This is a genomic window from Stenotrophomonas sp. S39 (assembly GCF_016624665.1).
GTDB lineage: Bacteria > Pseudomonadota > Gammaproteobacteria > Xanthomonadales > Xanthomonadaceae > Stenotrophomonas.
Genome location: NZ_JACVTT010000038.1, coordinates 1 through 16,501 on the forward strand (window position 1 = coordinate 1; position 16,501 = coordinate 16,501).

Sequence of the window (16,501 nt, forward strand, 5' to 3'; positions counted from 1 at the left end):
CCCCCCCGCCCGCGCCCCCCCCCCGCCCCGGCCCGCCCCCCCCCCGCCCCCCCCCCCCCCCCCCCCCCGTTCAGGTGTTGCCGGGATCAGTTGTCCAGGCGGGCGGCGGCGGCAGCGGCCTCGGCCGGGGTGTCCGCAGCCTCGCCCTTGGCCACCAGGGTGGTCAGGGCCAGGTCGCCGGTCACGTTCAGCGCGGTACGGCACATGTCCAGGAAGTGGTTCACGCCCAGGATCAGGCCGATACCCAGCGGGTTCACGCCCACCATGGCGCAGATCATCGCCACCACCGGCAGCGAGCCGGAGGGAACGCCCGCGGTGCCGATGCCGCCCAGGATGCAGACCGCCATCACCATGACCTGCTGGCCAATGGACAGGTCCACGCCGAAGAACTGGGCCAGGAAGATCACCGTCACGCCCTCGAACAGCGCGGTGCCGTTCTGGTTGGCGGTGGCGCCCACGGTCAGCACGAAGCGCGACACGCGCTGCGGCAGGCCCATCTGGTCGGCCACGCGCAGCGCGGTCGGCAGGGTGGCGTTGCTGGAGGCGGTCGAGAACGCCATGACCGTCGCTTCCTGGGTATCGCGGAAGAACGACAGCGGCGAACGGCCCGACAGCCACACGGCCGCGCCATAGGTCACGATCATGTGCAGGCCCAGCGCCAGCACCACCACGCCCACGTAGGCGCCGAGGCGGATGATCAGCTCGAAGCCGAACAGCGCGGCCAGGTTGAACATGAAGCAGGCCACCGCATACGGGGCCAGGCGGATGACCAGGTTGATCAGGGTCATCGAGATTTCGAACACGCCTTCGATGGCGCGGCGCAGCGGGGCGACCTTCGCTTCATCGGTCAGCACCATGCCGATGCCGAACATCAGCGCGAAGAACATCAGCGAAAGGATGGCGCCGTTGTCCGAAGCGGCCTGCAGCACGTTGCTCGGCACGATCGACAGCAGCATGTCCATGCCCTTCGGCGTGCCATGGATGCCGGCGACGATTTCCTTGCTGCGCTCGGCGTTCTCCGAGAGCATCAGCGCGGCGGTCTGCGGGTCGACGCCGGCGCCCGGCTTGAGCACGTTGACCAGCACCAGGCCGATGCCCACAGCGATGCCGGACAGCAGCACGGTGTAGGCCAGGGTCTTCCAGCCGATGCGGCCGAGGGCGCGGATGTCGCCCATCTCCGACACGCCCATGATCAGCGCCGAGAAGATCAGCGGCACGATCAGCATGAAGATCAGGTTGAGGAACAGGCCCGACGCCGGCGTGGTGATGTAGTCCATGACCCACTTGGCACCGGCCTGCAGGCCATCGACGCTGCCGCCCAGGGCATGCACGGCGAGTCCCAGGACCAGGCCGATCGCAAAGCCGATGCCCATCTTCCAGTGCAGGGGCAACTTCTTCTTGTCGGCAGCAGCTGCTGTCATACGCGGCGTTCCTCGAAAAATGAATCTACTCTAACAAAGCGCGCAAGCCGCGCCGGTTCAGGGTCGCTGCGTGGGGTACAGCGGCGCCAGCCCAGTGTCGGCGGCCTCCTGCGGTGCCGACCAGTGCGGTCCGTCACGGAAGCATTCGCGCAGGCGTGCACGCAGTGCGGAGGCTTCGCCCTGCCCGCCCCAGCGCGCGGCCTGCAGGTCCAGCAGCACCTGGCGCTGCGCTGGATCAGCCAGGCGTTCGATCACCTGCTCCAGGCGCTCGACGCCGGCCATTGCACACAGCTGCGCCTGCACCTGGTCGAAACCTTCGCCGTCGAGCGCACGGCGCAGCTCGGCCACGCTGCCGCGCGGCACGCCACTGTGGTTGGCGCCTGCTGCTGTAGGCGACCCTGCAGGAGACACGTGGCGGCCACGGCGCCAGCCCCAGGCCAGGGTCAGCAGCCACAGCAGGGCGAGGCCGGCGGCGGCGGCGATCCACGGCCACGGGCGCGCGTCCGCGGCCCCCAGCGGCACTGCAGTCGGTGCGGCCGGCGGCGCGTCGTCGCCGGGCAGCGCGGCCTGGGTGTCGATGGGCTGGGCGGCCGGAGCGCCACCACGGCCGGCGGCCACCGCCAACGTCAGGTCCGGCAGCGTGGCCTGCTGGGCGCTGCCGCTGTCCACGTTCCACCAGGCCAGCCTGGGCCCGGGCACCACCAGCGTGCCGGCCTGGCGCGGCACGATCGAGTAGCGCCGGGTGATCTTCAAGCGCGGCGTGCTGCCGGTGAACGTCTCATCGTACTGGGCCGGCTCGGCGAAGACCTGCCCGGCATCGCCCACGTCGGGCACCGGCAGATCGGTGAACTGGGCGCGGGTCGCGCCGTTGGCCACGGCTTCGACCACCACGGTGGCCGCTTCGCCGGCACGCGCACTGTCCGGCGCCGTGGTGTAGCGCAATTGCAGGCCATGCAGCGGCAACCACGGCTGCGGTGCCTGCGCCGGCTGCGCGCGGACCTGCAGGGTACGCTCGGGGGCGACGGCATTCATGCGCCCGTCGCCGCCGGCGCCGAAGAAATCATCGAAGAAGCCACCCGCGGTGCGCCCGTTGAAGCGGGCACCGGGCAGGCGCAGCGGCCCGCTGCGTTCGGGAATCAGCAGGAAGCGCCGCTCCACCACGTTGTAGCGGCGGCCGTTGATCTGGCGCACATCGGTGCGGTCCTCGCCCACGCGCTGCAGCGACGCGCCCTCGGGCGTATCCAGCACCAGCTCGCCGGAGGCCAGCTGCGAGGCGAAGTAGAGGCGCACCACCACGCCGACGCTCTGCTGCACGTAGGGCTGCGCATCATCCACCTCGGTTTCGACGAAGGCGACGGCGTTGCTCTGTGCGGTGGCCACCGTGCCCGCGCCCACCTGCAGCTGCAGCGGCTCGGTGCGCTGGCTGCCCACCTGCAGCGAGGGCACCAGCAGGGTGCCGCTGCGGCGCGGGGTCAGCGTCACCGAGTAGACAGTGCGCTGCTGCATGCTGCCGTTGCTCCATTGCACCTGGCGGTTGCTGCCCTGCGCGCCGAGCACGAAATCGGCATTCAACGGCGCGTAGTCCGGGCTGCCCTGGTCGGTTTCCACCTGCAGCGTGACCGGTTCACCGAGCTGCGTGCTGGTCGTCTCCAGCCACGCGCGCGTCTGCGCCAGCGCGGCCGATGGCAGCCAGGCCAGCAGCATCGCCAGCAGCAAAGTCACGTGGAGTGTCCTGCGCGGCACGCCGATCATCGCCCTTCCCTCTTTCTACGTTCGTTTTCCAGCTGGAACTTGGCGCGCAGCAACGAGCCCGGGTCATCGGGCACGCGGCGCATCCAGGCGTCCACGGCCTGCTGCTCTTCGCGCTGCTGCGGTGTACGCCCGTCGCCACGTCCAGCGGGCTTGCCCTGCTCGCCCGGCCTGGATTGCTGCATGGCCTGCTGCATGCGCTGGCGCTGTTCCGCATCGGCCTGTGCCTGCGCCTTTGCATCAGCCGCCTGCGGACCGGCGTCCTGGCGGTCCTTGTCACCGGGCTTGCCCTGCTGCGGCGGCTGTTGATCCTGCCGGCCCTGCTGCGGGTCCTGCTGCCCCTGCCTGGGATCCTGCTGCCCCGGCGAACCCTTCTGGCCCTGTTGCTGCCCTTGCTGCGGCTGCTGCTGGCCCTGTTGCTTGTCCTGGTTGGAGCGGTTGTTCTGGTCCTTGCTGGACGGCGGCTTGCGCTTGCGCGCGGCGTCCACCACCGCACGGTTGGCCACCGCGTCGGCCATGCCGGGATGCTTGGCCAGCGCGCGGTCGTAGGCGGCGATGGCACCGTCGTAGTCGCCCTGCCGCGCCAGCGCGTTGCCCAGGTTGTACAGGCCGGCATCGCTGTCGATGCCTTCGAAGCGCGCGCGCGCCGTATCAAAATCGCCGTTGCGGTAGGCCTGCACGCCTTCGGCGATGCGTTCATGCTCGCGCTGGTCGGCACGCTGCCAGAGCGTGCCGGCTTCCCTGGCCGGTGTGTTGCGGGATTGCGCCTGCAGGTTGCCTGACAGCGGCAACAGCCCCACCGCCAGCACCGCGGCCAGCACCGCGCGGCGGCGGAACGCCAGCAGGGCCAGCAGCATCAGCGGCGGCAGCAGCCAGTAACCTTCGTCCTGCCAGTGCCTGCCCTGCCCCGGGCCCTGCCGTGCAGGGCCATCACTGGCATCCAGCACGTCCAGCGCGCGCAGGTCGCGGTCATCGGCGGCAATGCGCGCGTACTGGCCCCCACCGGCGGTCGCCACCGTGCGCAGGCTGCCTTCATCCAGCGCCGCCTGCGCGATCTGCCCGCTGCCATCGCGATAGGCTGCGCCCGTGGGCGTGCCCAGCCCCAGCACGGACACCTGCAGGCCGAGACTGCGCGCCTGTGTTGCGGCAAGAGCAGCGGCAGCATCGGCCTGGTCAGTGACCAGCAGGATGCGCCCGCGCAGGGTGCCGGTCTGGCGCAGCAGCTGGGTGGCCCAGTCGATGCCACGATCGGCATGCTGGCCATCGCGCGGCATCACATCCGGGGCCAGCGCATCCAGATAGAGCGCTACGTTGGCGGTGTCATCGGTCAACGGTGCAACGGTGTAGGCATCGTCGGCATACACCACCAGGGCGACCTGGCCGCCTTGCCGCGCACGCAGCAGCGCACCGATCTTCGCCCGCGCCTGCAGCAGCCGCGAAGGCGGCAGGTCGGTTGCGGTGATGCGGCTGGACAGGTCCAGCACCACCACCAACGGCGTGCCGGCCTGGTACATCGGCTGCGCCTGCTGGCGCCAGCTCGGGCCGGCCAGGGCCAGCACCGCCAGCGTGCAGCCCAGCAGCAGGGCCCACGGCAGGCGCGTACGGCGGCGCTCACCGGCCGCCAGCAGGTGCGACAGCAGGTGGGCATCGACCGCCTGCCGCCACGCATCGCTGCGGCGTTGCCGGTACAGCGTGGCGGCGATGACCAGCGGCAGCACCAGCAGCGCCCACAACCATTCCGGCCGCAGGAAATGCAGTGCGCCCGCATCGGGGAGGACGGCGTGGAGCTTCTGCAGGAATGTCGCGATCATCGGCGTCGCTCCGGCCAGAGCCAGGCCAGCGCGCCCAGCAGCAGGGCCAGCGCCAGCGGCCAGGCATAGCGTTCGCTGCGCGGGCGCAGGCTCGGGCCCTTGGCGGCGATGGGTTCCAGCCGGTCCAGCTCGGCGTAGATGCCAGCCAGCTCGTCGGTGTCGCGGGCGCGGAAGAATCGGCCCCCGGTCATCTCGGCAATCCTGCGCAGGGTGGCTTCATCCACTGGATCACGATCACTGGCGATGGGGATGCCGAACAGGCGCATGCTGCCATCGCTGCCAAAGGCGACGGTGTGCACGCGCACGCCTTCGGCACGGGCCAGTTCGGCCGCGCGCAGCGGCTCCAGCACACCGGCATTGCTGACGCCGTCGGTCAGCAGGATCAGCACGCGCTGTCCTTCGGGTTGGCTGCGCAGGCGCTTGACCGCCAGCGCGATCGCATCGCCGATGGCCGTTTCGCGCCCGGCCAGGCCGACCACGCTGTCGCGCAGCTGGTCACGCACGCTGGCCAGGTCGGGGGTGATCGGGGTGAGGGTGTACGCGCGGTCACCGAACACCAGCAGGCCGACACGATCACCGGCACGCCGGTCGAGGAAGTCGGCCAGCACCGCCTTGGCCGCGGTCAGGCGTTCCACTGCCTGCGAGCCGAGCACCATGTCCGGCTCGCTCATGCTGCCGGACACATCCATCGCCAGCATCATCTGCCGGCCCTGCTGCGGCGGCGTGATGGCCTCCCCCAGCTGCTGCGGCCGCGCCATCGCCACACACAAGGCGGCCCACGCCAACCACAGGATGAGCGTGCGCAGCCAGGACGCATCAATGCGCCCGCCCCCGGACAATGCCTGCAGCTCGGCTGCGGCATAGGGCACGCGCAGGGCTGCACCGGGGTCGGCACGGCGTTTCCACAGGTGCATCAGCAGCGGCACCGGCAGCGCGAAGAGCGCCAGCGGCCAGGCCAGCTGCAGGTCCGGCCAGGGCCAGTAACTTGCCAGCAGGCTCATCGGCGGCGCTCCTGCAGCAATTGCAGGTATCGCTCGCGCGCCCAGCGACGGACCTCGGCCACGTCGCCTGCTGCGACCTGCGGCCGGTAGGCGCCTTCGGCCAGCAGGCGACGCTGCGGCTCGGACAACTGCTCCTTCGGATCAATCCGCTGCCACCAGGCCTGGTCATGCAGGGCTTCGCTGCCGGGCTGGGCCAGCCGCGCGGCACGGCGCAGCAGCCCGGCGATGGCGGCCAGCTCGGCCGCTGCGGCGGGCGCGGCCTGCAGCTCCCGGTCGAACTGCTGCAGCCAGCGCTGGCGACGGCGGCGACGGCGCTGGCTGATGAACACAAGAACGCCCAGCACCAGCAGCAGGACGGCGGCCAGCATCAGCCAGCCCGGTGCGGGCGGCCACCACGACGGTGGCGGCGGCAGCGCGACATCGCGCAGCGGCAGCGCCGCACTCATGCCGGCACCTCGGTGGGCGCAGGTGCCAGCCAGGCATCGCTGGGGGCGTCGGTGGAAAGGACCTGCACATCGACCCGGCGAGCGGCCAGCTGCTGGCGCAACGCCTGCAGCGGTTCGACGAAGTGGGCGTGCCAGTGGTCCTGCACCTCGCTGCGGCGCAGGTCCAGGCCGATGCGCTGCTGTGCTGCCAGGAACTGCAGCGGTGCCGACGGCGGCTGCAGTTCCAGCGGGTCGACCAGCAGCAACAGGGTCAGGTCATGGTGCTGGGCCAGGGCACTCCAGCGCGCCGGCGCGATGCGCAGGGCCTGCTGGGGATCGGCCAGCACCAGCATGCGCGCGCCGGGGCGCAGCACGCGGCCGGCGTGGTCCAGCGCACGCTCCAGGCCGAGGTCATCGGCGGGCGGTTGCGCGTACCAGCGGGTCAGTGCGTCGAGCACGCGCAGCACGCCACGCGGCCCGCCGGCTGGAGCAATCGGTGGTTCACGGTCGCTGCCGCGCAGGGCGCCGATACGGTCGCCACGACGCTGTGCCGACCATGCGGCCACGGCACCGGCGCGTGCAGCCTGCACCGATTTGAAACGAACGCGCGTGCCGAAGTACAGCGCGGGCGAGGTGTCGGCCACGATCAGGCTGACCCGCTCGCGCTCGGCCTGGAACAGCTTGGTGTGGGCGCGACCGGTACGTGCGGTCACCCGCCAGTCGATGTGCCGCGCGTCATCGCCGGCGACGTATTCGCGTGATTCGGCGTACTCCATGCCGCGCCCACGCAACGGTGAGGGCGCCTGGCCGGCATTGCCGGCACGCCCACGGCGTGGCGGTGGCGGTCGCTGTGCCAGGCGGCGCAGGGCCACCAGTTCGGCCAGCTGCGGGCGCAGGCCATCGCCTTCGACCACGCGGGCGCTCTGTGGCGCGGATGGATCGGACATGCGCAGGCTCAGGGTGCCGGCACGCGGGCCAGCAGTTCCTGCACCAGGCGCTCGCCATCCCAGCCTTCGGCAGTGGCTTCGTAGCTGGGCAGCACGCGGTGGCGCAGCACATCGGCGGCCACGGCACGCACGTCATCGGGGGTGACGAAGTCACGACCGGCCAGCCAGGCCCGCGCACGCGCACAGCGCTCCAGCGCGATCGAGCCACGCGGGCTTGCGCCCCAGGCGATGCGGCGGCCGAGGCCGACGTCATAGCGCGACGGATCGCGCGAGGCCAGCACCAGCTCGATCAGGTAACGCTCCAGCGCTGGCGCCATGTGCAGGTCCAGCACTTCGCGACGGGCGTCGAAGACCACCTGCATCGGCAGCTTTTCCGGTGCGGGCGCCGCGTCGCCGAGGGCGCCACGTGCACGCTCGCGGGCCAGGCGCAGGATCTCCGATTCAGCGGCCTGGTCGGGATAGCCGATCCGCACATGCATCAGGAAGCGGTCCAGCTGCGCCTCGGGCAGCGGGAACGTGCCCTCCTGCTCGATCGGGTTCTGCGTGGCCATCACCAGGAACAGCGACGGCAGCGCATAGGTATGCCTTCCGACAGTGACCTGGCGCTCGCCCATCGCTTCCAGCAGGGCCGACTGCACCTTGGCCGGGGCGCGGTTGATTTCATCGGCCAGCAGGATCGGATGGAAGATCGGGCCCGGCACGAATTCGAAGCGGCCTTCCTGCGGACGCCAGATCTCGGTACCGGTCAGGTCGGCCGGCAGCAGGTCCGGGGTGAACTGGACACGGGCGAAATCAGCTTCCAGGCGCGAGGCCAGCGCGCGGATGGCGGTGGTCTTGGCCAGGCCGGGGGCGCCTTCGACCAGCAGGTGGCCATCGGCCAGCAGAGCGATCAGCAGGCGCTCGACCAGCGCGGCCTGGCCGACGATCTCGGCCGACAAGGCGTCACGCAGGCCGATGAAGGCCGCATGCAGCTGCGAGGGGGTCGGCGCGGGCGGCGCGGTGGTTGTCGCGTCGGGCGGCGCGTTCGACGAATCGGGCATCGGCGGTGGCAGGTTCATGGGGGCCTTTGACCGGCGCGGGGTGGCACGGGTTCCCCACATCATCGCAGGCCGGTCCCGGGATTGGATCAAGGACGGATGAATGGCCATCCATGCAGGGCATGGCGCCACAACGAACCGGGGCCGCACATGGCGGCCCCGTTTCGAACAGCGTGTGATGGCTGGCTCAGCCCTTCTTGGCCACGCGCAGCACCTTCGGGGTCACGAACACCAGCAGTTCGGCCTTGTCCTTGTTGCGGCCACGCTTCTTGAACAGGTTGCCCAGGAACGGCACGTCGCCCAGGAACGGCACCTTGCTGACGCTGCTGCGGTCGGTGAACTCGTACACGCCACCAATCACCACGGTCTGGCCGTCTTCCACCAGCACGGCGGTGTTGACTTCGCGGCGGTTGATTTCCGGGATTTCACCGTAACCGGCCAGGGTGATGTAACGCTGCACTTCGTCCTTCTTGACCTCCATGTTCAGGAACACACGGTTGTCGTCGGTGATGGTCGGGGTGACCTTCAGCTGCAGCACCACTTCCTTGAACTGGACGTTCGGGGTGGCGGCACCGCCGGCGGCACCGCCGCCGCTGATGGTCACGTAGCCGATTTCCTTACCCTGCTTGATCAGGGCCTCGCGCTGGTTGGTGGTCACCACGCGCGGGTTGGAGATCACTTCACCGCGCGACTCTTCCTGCATGGCCGACAGTTCGACGTCCAGCAGGTAGCCCGCGTTGAGGATCGACAGTGCCAGCGAGCCCGGGTTGCTGGTGGAGGCCACCGGCAGGTTCCAGTTGAGGCCGTCGCCAATCTTCGAGGCAGTCGGAACCGGGGCGGGGCCGACGCTGCCGCCAATGATCCAGTCACGCACGGCATTGGCGTTGGCTGCGTTGGTGTCCACCTGCGAGTTGAGCGTGCTGTGGTTCTGGGCCACGTTGCCGCCGAAGAACACATTGTCGCGGCTGCCGCTGATGCCGAACTTCGCACCCAGCTCGCGGGCGAAGGTATCGGTGGCGATGACGATGCGGCTCTCGATCAGCACCTGGTCGACCGGGCGGTCGATCACGTCGATCAGCTCGCGCATGCGCGCGATCTTCTTCGGGATGTCGCTGATCATCAGGGTGTTGGTGCGCTCGTCGGCCACGATGCGGCCGCGCGAGGACAGGAAGCCACTCTCTTCATTGCTGGAGCTGCTGCCACCGTTGCCACCGCCACCACCGCCACCGATGCCCTTGGCTTCGGTCAGCGCTTTGAAGATCTGCGAGGCGCTGTGGTAGTTGATCTGCACGTAATCGGTCACCAGATCCTCGCGGTTCTCGATGGCGATGCGTGCGTCTTCCTTTTCCTGCTCGAACTTGGCCAGCTCAGCCTGCGGCGCGACCCAGATCACGCTGCCATCCTGGCGCTTGTCCATGCCCTTGGCGCGCAGCACGATGTCCAGTGCCTGGTCCCACGGCACGTTGACCAGGCGCAGGGTCACATTGCCCTGCACCGAATCGGACGCCACGACATTCAGGTTGGATTCTTCGGCGATCAACTGCAGCACGGTGCGCACCGGCACGTCCTGGAAGTTGAAGGTCACCGGCTTGCCGCTGTAGCCACGCTGCGGCACGCCCTTGGCGGCCTGGGTGACGCTGCCTGCGGTGACGGCACCGACGGCGGCCGGTGCCTTGCGGGCACTGATCTCCACCACGTACTCGTTGCCGCTCTGGTAGGCCAGCGATTCAACCGCGCCGCCGGTGCTCAGCACCAGCTGGGTGCCTGCGCCGGACGGCTTGGCGTCGATGCGCTGCACCGGCGTGGCGAAGTCGGTGACGTTCATCGGCTTCTGCAGGTTGGCCGGCAGCCGGGCATTGCCGACGTCGACCACCACGCTGTTGTCCTGCGTGCGCAGGTCAGGGATGGCGCCCTGGCCGTCGAACTCGACGATCAGGCGGCCGCTGCCGTCTTCGCCGCGTTTGAAATCGATCCGCTGCACCGCCAGCGATGCCGGCGCGGTGGACTGCGCTGCAACGGTGGTGCTGGCCGGCTTCTCAGCCGGTGCGGCAGCCAGTGCCGGAGCGCAGGCCAGCATCAGCGCGACTCCCAGCGCGCTGATGCGGTTCAAGGTAGAGCGCCGGATGGGTCGCAGCCCCTTGGCTTGGTGAAAAGTCATCGTGCTATCCCCAGTAAACGATCATTGATCATCGAGCGCGAGCGTGGCCGGACGTTCCAGCCAGCCCCCCGCGCCGTCCGGCACAAGTTCGATCAGTTCCACGCGGTCTTCGTAGACCGCGGTGACCCGCCCGTCGCTCTGCCCAAGGTAACCACCCGGGCGCACCCGGTAGGTCACCTTGTCGGGCCCCATCACCAGGGCGACCGTGCCGCCTCCGGTACCGATGGTGCCCACCATGTCCAGCGCATCCAGCGGGAAGCCTTCAAGCGGCTCCTTGCGCCGGTTCGGATCCGGACGGGTTCCACCAGCCCCCTGCTGCGGATTGGTCCAGGCATCGGTGAACGGATCGCGCATGCCCTGCGCGGAGTATTCGAAGGTCTCGAACTGCTGCATCACCGGCAGCGGCTCCAGCGGCTGCGCCGGTCGTGCACGTTCGCTGGCGACCCAGGTTTCAAGGTTGGGCGCGTCGCCCGGCGTGCTGGTGACGCCGCGGCCACAGCCGGCCAGCATCAACACCGCCAGGGCCATGCCGCCTCGTGCAATGAAGGAACGGATCACGGCTGCGCCTCCTTGCCGGCTTCAAGCTGCTGCTGTTCGGCGACCTCGGCATCATCCAGGTAACGGTAGGTCTTGACCGTACCGGACAGCTCCAGCGCACCGGCACGGCTGTTGCCGTTGGCCTTGTCGACAGGCTTCAGGTTGATGTCGTGCATGGTCAGGATGACCACGCGCGGCAACGAGGCCACGCCACTGACGAACGCGCCGAACTGGTGGTAGCTGCCCACCATCTTCAGTTTGATCGGCTTCTCGGCGTAGAACTCCTTGATCTGTTCCTGTTCCGGCTCGAACAACTGGTTGGTCAGGCCGCTGGACAGCGCGGTCTGCGAGATGTCGATGATCAGGTCCGGCATTTCGGTCTTGCTGGGCAGCTGCCGGAGCATCTGCTGCAGGACCTGCTCCATCTGCGCCAGCTGCTGCTTGAGCGGTTCCAGGTTCACCGCGCGCGCCTGTTCCTTGCTGAACTGGTCACGCAGGGTGGTTTCCTGTGATTCCAGGCCCTCCAGCTCCTCGCGCTTGCCGCTGATCAGCAGCATGTACGCGACGAACATGATGACCAGGGCGATCAGCGCGCAGAACACGATCTTCGCGTTCCGCGGCCAGTTGCCGATGTCGTTGAAATCCAGGCTCTTGACGTCGAATTTCTTGCTCATGCGCGGTCCCCCTGCAGCGGGGCATGGAAGGCCTGCGGCGGTTGGGCCAGGCGGCTCCCTTCAGGCTTGGGCGGGGCCGCCGGGGTGGCTGCCGGTGCCGCCGGAGCGGGCTGGGCAGCCGGTGCCTTCGCGGGGGCAGCCGGTGCCGGCGGCGGCGTCGGGGCTGCGCCGGGCTGGGCAGGTGCCGGGGCCGCCGAAGCGGCATCGGCGCCAGCCGCCAGCGGCGCGACGGCCGGAGCCGCAGCACCCGGTGCCGCGACCGAACCATCGGCGTTCAGGCCTGGCGTGGTCGACTCATCGCTCTGCGCCGGCAGTTTCACCGTCACCTTGAACTTGTACGGCAGGGCCTTGACGTCAGCCAGCAGGTTGCCCTGGCTCGACTCCTTGTCCGGCGCGCTGGCTTCGATGATCGACAGTTCCGGGCTGGTCATCCAGCCGGACACTTCCAGGTTGCGCATGTACGCCGAAACGCGTGCATTGGACTGGGTCCGGCCTTCCAGGGTGAGCATGTCACCGTCCTGGGTCAGGGCGGTGAGCACGACGCCATCGGGAATCGTGCGGACCAGGGCGTCGAACAGATGGACCATCTGCGAACGCTTGGCCTGCAGCTGCTCGATGACGGCCTTGCGGGCCAGCAGGCGGTTCTTCTGCTCGTCGAGGCGCTTGATCTCCTCGTTCTGCTTCTTGACCTTCTCGATCTCGGTCTGCAGGTAGGCGTTGCGATCCTGCTGGCCGCTGACCTGCATGTCGTAATAGAACCAGATCAGCAGGGACAGCAGCAGGCCGCCGAGCGCGGCCATGCCAAGCATGACGCCGAACTCGCGCTGGCGTTGCTTGCGCCGTTCGGCGCGCCAGGGCAATAGATTGATGCGTGCCATCAGTCGAAGCTCCTCAGTGCCAGACCGGTAGCGATCATCAGCGCGGGGGCATCCTGGGCAAGCGCCTGCGCCTGCACCTTCGGGCCCAGGGTCATCTGTGCCAGCGGGTTGGCGACCACGGTCGGTACGCCCAGCTGTTCCTCGACCATTTCCGGCAGGCCGGCCAGCGCGGCGCAACCGCCCGCCAGCACGATGTGGTCGACACGGTTGAATTCACTGCCCGCGTAGAAGAACTGCAGCAGGCGGCTGATCTGCTGGACCGTCGCCTCCTTGAAGGGTTCCAGCACTTCCACTTCGTAGCTTTCCGGCAGCCCGCCCTGGCGCTTGGCCAGGCCGGCTTCCTCGTAGCTCAGGCCGTAGCGGCGCATGATCTCGTCGGTCAGCTGCTTGCCGCCGAACACCTGTTCGCGGCTGTACAGGCTGCGGCCACCGCGCAGGACGTTGAGGGTGGTCATGGTCGCGCCGATGTCGACCAGGGCGACCACGCCGTCGTGGGACACCGGCAGCTCGCTGGCCACCAGGGCGAAGGCGTTCTCGACCGCGAAGGCCTCCACGTCCATCACCTTGGCCTGCAGGCCGCCCAGCTCCAGCGCCGACTGGCGCAGCTCGACGTTCTCCGAGCGCGAGGCAGCCAGCAGCACCTGGACCATTTCCGGGTTGTTCGGGATCGCCCCGATCACCTCGAAGTCCAGGTTCACTTCCTCGATCGGGTACGGAATGTAGTTGACCGCTTCCAGCTCGATCTGGGCTTCCATGTCGGCTTCGTCGAGGTCGGCCGGCATCGGGATCACCTTGGTGATCACCGCCGAACCGGCCACGGCGGCAGCGGCCAGCTTGGCCTTGCTTCCGGAACGGTTCATCGCCCGGCGGATGGCCTCACCCACGGCCTCCACTTCGACGATGTTCTTTTCAACCACAGCATTCGGCGGCAACGGTTCCACGGCGTAGTGTTCCACGCGAAAACGATTGCCACTGCGGGAAAGCTGCAACAGCTTTACCGCAGTCGAACTGATGTCGACGCCAATGAGCGGCGACTGACTTTTTGGGATGAGCCCCACGGTTTCTCCCCTGCCGACGGGCACTTGGACACAGGATCTGCGTCCGCGCATTAATAACGTATTTTTAGCGAATGGCAACCGCCCTGCTGTGAAATCCCTCACAGGATGAACACGCAGCCCCTGGCAGTTCCCCTTGCGTTCCCCGGTGCCGGCCCCAGCCGCCACCTTGCGTAATCTATACTCTGCGACCACGAAATTCGCAATCGGAATCTGACACCGATGACTCGTCTCCGCCGCTGGCTGCGCTGGATCTTTTTTGTTGTCCTGGTCCTGGCGCTGGTCGGTGCTGCCGCCGTGGGCGGCCTGTACTACGCCGTATCGTCCAAGCTTCCCGACGTGCAGACCCTGCGCGACGTGGAGATGCAGGAGCCGATGTACGTCTATGCTGCCGACGGCAAGCTGATGGCCGTCTTCGGTGAAACCCGGCGCACCCCCATCACCATGAAGGACGTGCCGGAGAACCTGAAGAGGGCTTTCCTGGCCACCGAGGACGCCCGCTTCTATGAGCACGGCGGCGTGGACTACAAGGGCATCGCCCGCGCGGTCTGGCTGCTGGCCACCACCAGCGACCGCCGCGTGCCGGGTGGGTCGACCATCACCCAGCAGGTCGCCCGCCAGTTCTTCCTGAGTTCCGAATACAGCTACACCCGCAAGCTGGCCGAGATCCTGCTGGCCCGCAAGATCGAGTCGGAGCTGAGCAAGGACGAGATCTTCGAGCTGTACCTGAACAAGAGCTTCTTCGGCAACCGTGCCTACGGCGTGGCCGCGGCCGCCGAGTTCTACTACGGGAAGAAGCTGAACGAGCTGGACCTGGACGAGATGGCCTCGCTGGCCGGCATCCCCAAGTTCCCTTCCTCGGGCAACCCGATCTCCAACCCGGAGCGTGCCCGCCAGCGCCGCGACAACTACGTGCTGCAGCGCATGGCGGACCTGAAGTTCGTCAGCCAGGCCGAAGCGGATGCCGCCAAGGCGGTGCCGATGCATGCCACCCCGCATGAGCCGCCGGTGCAGGTGTATGCCCCCTACGTGGCCGAGCTGGTGCGCCAGGAAATGATCGCCCGCTTCGGCGGCGATGTGGTCAACAAGGGCTATCACGTCACCACGACGATCGATTCCACCCTGCAGGAATCGGCCAACGTGGCCGTGCGTGACGGCCTGCTGCTGTATGACCACCGCCACGGCTGGCACGGCGTGGAAAAGCAGGTGCAGCTGGGCGCCGCGGATGACGCTGCCGCCCTGGCCGAGCACCTGCGCGGCATCCCCGGCCAGGCCGGCCTGCTGCCGGCCATCGTCGCCAGCACCGGCGCCGACGGCAGTGCCACGGTGGTCATGGCCAACCGCAGCGAGGTCGTGCTGCCGGCCGCCGCCGCCAAGTGGACCAACAAGACCCCGGGCAAGCTGGTGCAGCGCGGCGACATCGTGCGCGTGCGTGCCGGGGCCAAGGAAGGCGAATGGCTGCTGGACCAGATCCCGCGCGGCCAGTCCGCCCTGGTCTCTCTGGATGCCCACAGTGGCGCCCTGAAGGCCCTGGTCGGCGGCTTCAGCTTCTCCGGCAACAAGTTCAACCGTGCCACCCAGGCACGCCGCCAGCCGGGCTCGAGCTTCAAGCCGTTCGTCTATGCGGCCGCCTTCGACAAGGGCTACAACCCGGCCTCGATCGTGCTCGACGCCCCGGTCGTGTTCCGCGACCGCCGCGGCAAGACCTGGGCCCCGCAGAACGACGGCGGCGGCTTCCGTGGCCCGATGCGCCTGCGCGAGGCCCTGGTGCAGTCGCGCAACCTGGTCTCGGTGCGCCTGCTCGATGGCATGGGCGTGGACTACGCGCGCAAGTACATCAGCGAGTTTGGCTTTGCCGAATCGGAGCTGCCGCCGAACCTGTCGATGTCGCTGGGTACCGCTTCGCTGACGCCTCTGTCGGTGGCCCGCGGCTACGCCGTGTTCGCCAACGGCGGCTCGCGCGTGGACACCTGGCTGATCGACCAGGTCAGCGACCGCGACGGCACCCTGGTGTTCAAGGAGAACCCGGCCCTGGCCTGCCGCGAGTGCGCCGGCACCAGCGACCAGCCGGTGAACCAGGTGGTGGATGGCTTCAACTTCGGTGCCCCGGCACCCAAGCCCGATGCCACCGCCGCGGCCAAGCCGGCCACCGAGGACCCGGCCGCGCCGGCCAACCCGGACGCCCGCACCGCCCCGCGCGCGATCGACGCCCGCACCGCCTACCAGCTGGTGTCGATGATGCGCGACGTGGTCCAGCGCGGTACCGGTACCGCCGCCAAGGTGCTCGGCCGCGCCGACCTGGGTGGCAAGACCGGTTCGACCAACGACCATCGCGATGCTTGGTTCTCCGGCTTCGGCGGCCCGTACGTCACCACCGTGTGGGTGGGCCGCGACGACTTCCGCTCGCTGGGTTACCGCGAATACGGTGGCAAGGCCGCCCTGCCGATCTGGATCGACTACATGCGCGTCGCCCTGAAGGACGTGCCGCTGGCCGAGAACGAACCGCCGGCCGGCATGGTCCAGGCCACGCTCAATGGCGCCGTGGAGTGGGTGAAGGTGGAAGACATGGACCGCCTGACCGACTACGACCTCAACCTGCAGAACACCCCGCAGGCTGACGCGGCAGCGTTCGACATCTTCTGAGGCAGGCAGTGGTGGGTGCCAACCGTTGGTTGGCACGATGGATCTGGTAGGTGCCAACCGTTGGTTGGCACGATGGCATCCGCCGAGCATGGGCTCGGCTCTACAAGAACATGCCCACCCCCACGCAGGTGTCACATCCCTGCGCTACCCTGCACCCAGGTCGCA

At 68.7% G+C, this 16,501-nt stretch carries 13 protein-coding genes; 1 reads left to right on the forward strand and 12 read right to left on the reverse strand.

Annotation, left to right across the window (positions count from 1 at the left end):
- Positions 1-86 precede the first annotated feature (86 nt).
- The 12 genes from IAE41_RS11500 to IAE41_RS11555 form a co-directional block, all read right to left on the reverse strand.
- Positions 87-1,421, reverse strand: coding sequence for a dicarboxylate/amino acid:cation symporter (locus IAE41_RS11500; RefSeq protein ID WP_200733212.1), 1,335 nt, complete (start codon positions 1,419-1,421; stop codon positions 87-89).
- Between the two features lie 57 nt (positions 1,422-1,478).
- Positions 1,479-3,125, reverse strand: a complete 1,647-nt coding sequence (locus IAE41_RS11505) for a BatD family protein (RefSeq protein ID WP_234458441.1) — start codon at positions 3,123-3,125, stop codon at positions 1,479-1,481.
- A gap of 44 nt (positions 3,126-3,169) precedes the next feature.
- The gene (locus tag IAE41_RS11510; protein ID WP_200733214.1) at positions 3,170-4,981 is read right to left on the reverse strand and encodes a VWA domain-containing protein; all 1,812 of its coding nucleotides are present in this window, start codon (positions 4,979-4,981) and stop codon (positions 3,170-3,172) included.
- On the reverse strand, positions 4,978-5,982 hold the full coding sequence (locus IAE41_RS11515; protein WP_108747278.1) for a VWA domain-containing protein: 1,005 nt from the start codon (positions 5,980-5,982) through the stop codon (positions 4,978-4,980). The genes IAE41_RS11510 and IAE41_RS11515 overlap by 4 nt, the downstream gene beginning before the upstream one ends.
- Positions 5,979-6,428: a DUF4381 family protein gene (locus IAE41_RS11520; RefSeq protein ID WP_200733215.1), complete on the reverse strand. Its 450-nt coding sequence runs from the start codon at positions 6,426-6,428 to the stop codon at positions 5,979-5,981. The genes IAE41_RS11515 and IAE41_RS11520 overlap by 4 nt, the downstream gene beginning before the upstream one ends.
- Entirely contained in the window at positions 6,425-7,354 is a 930-nt protein-coding gene (locus IAE41_RS11525) for a DUF58 domain-containing protein (RefSeq protein ID WP_200733216.1), read from the reverse strand. Before IAE41_RS11525 ends, IAE41_RS11520 begins: the two co-directional genes overlap by 4 nt.
- A gap of 8 nt (positions 7,355-7,362) precedes the next feature.
- A complete protein-coding gene (locus tag IAE41_RS11530; protein WP_200733217.1) occupies positions 7,363-8,412 on the reverse strand; it encodes a MoxR family ATPase in 1,050 nt (349 codons plus the stop codon).
- Positions 8,413-8,578: 166 nt separating this feature from the next.
- Positions 8,579-10,549: a type IV pilus secretin PilQ family protein gene (locus IAE41_RS11535; RefSeq protein ID WP_200733218.1), complete on the reverse strand. Its 1,971-nt coding sequence runs from the start codon at positions 10,547-10,549 to the stop codon at positions 8,579-8,581.
- 21 nt (positions 10,550-10,570) lie between these two features.
- Positions 10,571-11,077 (reverse strand): pilus assembly protein PilP, encoded by a 507-nt coding sequence (locus IAE41_RS11540; protein ID WP_079225360.1) that lies wholly within the window; start codon positions 11,075-11,077, stop codon positions 10,571-10,573.
- A gap of 26 nt (positions 11,078-11,103) precedes the next feature.
- Positions 11,104-11,760 (reverse strand): type 4a pilus biogenesis protein PilO, encoded by a 657-nt coding sequence (gene pilO / locus IAE41_RS11545; RefSeq protein ID WP_200733219.1) that lies wholly within the window; start codon positions 11,758-11,760, stop codon positions 11,104-11,106.
- A complete protein-coding gene (locus IAE41_RS11550; protein WP_108747283.1) occupies positions 11,757-12,638 on the reverse strand; it encodes a PilN domain-containing protein in 882 nt (293 codons plus the stop codon). Before IAE41_RS11550 ends, pilO begins: the two co-directional genes overlap by 4 nt.
- Positions 12,638-13,696 (reverse strand): pilus assembly protein PilM, encoded by a 1,059-nt coding sequence (locus IAE41_RS11555; RefSeq protein WP_079223036.1) that lies wholly within the window; start codon positions 13,694-13,696, stop codon positions 12,638-12,640. The genes IAE41_RS11550 and IAE41_RS11555 overlap by 1 nt, the downstream gene beginning before the upstream one ends.
- Positions 13,697-13,915: 219 nt before the next feature.
- Between IAE41_RS11555 and IAE41_RS11560 the strand changes: the two genes are divergently transcribed.
- Complete coding sequence (locus tag IAE41_RS11560; protein ID WP_200733220.1) at positions 13,916-16,336, forward strand: penicillin-binding protein 1A; 2,421 nt, start codon at positions 13,916-13,918, stop codon at positions 16,334-16,336.
- Positions 16,337-16,501 lie beyond the last annotated feature (165 nt).

Bases quoted from the DNA above. Each gene is read 5' to 3' on its own strand.
- IAE41_RS11515 (WP_108747278.1), bottom strand. From the start codon at position 5,982: ATGAGCCTGCTGGCAAGTTACTGGCCCTGGCCGGACCTGCAGCTGGCC.
- IAE41_RS11535 (WP_200733218.1), bottom strand. From the start codon at position 10,549: ATGACTTTTCACCAAGCCAAGGGGCTGCGACCCATCCGGCGCTCTACC.
- IAE41_RS11560 (WP_200733220.1), top strand. From the start codon at position 13,916: ATGACTCGTCTCCGCCGCTGGCTGCGCTGGATCTTTTTTGTTGTCCTG.
- IAE41_RS11550 (WP_108747283.1), bottom strand. From the start codon at position 12,638: ATGGCACGCATCAATCTATTGCCCTGGCGCGCCGAACGGCGCAAGCAA.
- IAE41_RS11505 (WP_234458441.1), bottom strand. From the start codon at position 3,125: ATGCTGCTGGCCTGGCTGCCATCGGCCGCGCTGGCGCAGACGCGCGCG.
- IAE41_RS11525 (WP_200733216.1), bottom strand. From the start codon at position 7,354: ATGTCCGATCCATCCGCGCCACAGAGCGCCCGCGTGGTCGAAGGCGAT.
- IAE41_RS11540 (WP_079225360.1), bottom strand. From the start codon at position 11,077: ATGGCCCTGGCGGTGTTGATGCTGGCCGGCTGTGGCCGCGGCGTCACC.
- IAE41_RS11530 (WP_200733217.1), bottom strand. From the start codon at position 8,412: ATGAACCTGCCACCGCCGATGCCCGATTCGTCGAACGCGCCGCCCGAC.
- pilO (WP_200733219.1), bottom strand. From the start codon at position 11,760: ATGAGCAAGAAATTCGACGTCAAGAGCCTGGATTTCAACGACATCGGC.
- IAE41_RS11500 (WP_200733212.1), bottom strand. From the start codon at position 1,421: ATGACAGCAGCTGCTGCCGACAAGAAGAAGTTGCCCCTGCACTGGAAG.
- IAE41_RS11510 (WP_200733214.1), bottom strand. From the start codon at position 4,981: ATGATCGCGACATTCCTGCAGAAGCTCCACGCCGTCCTCCCCGATGCG.
- IAE41_RS11520 (WP_200733215.1), bottom strand. From the start codon at position 6,428: ATGAGTGCGGCGCTGCCGCTGCGCGATGTCGCGCTGCCGCCGCCACCG.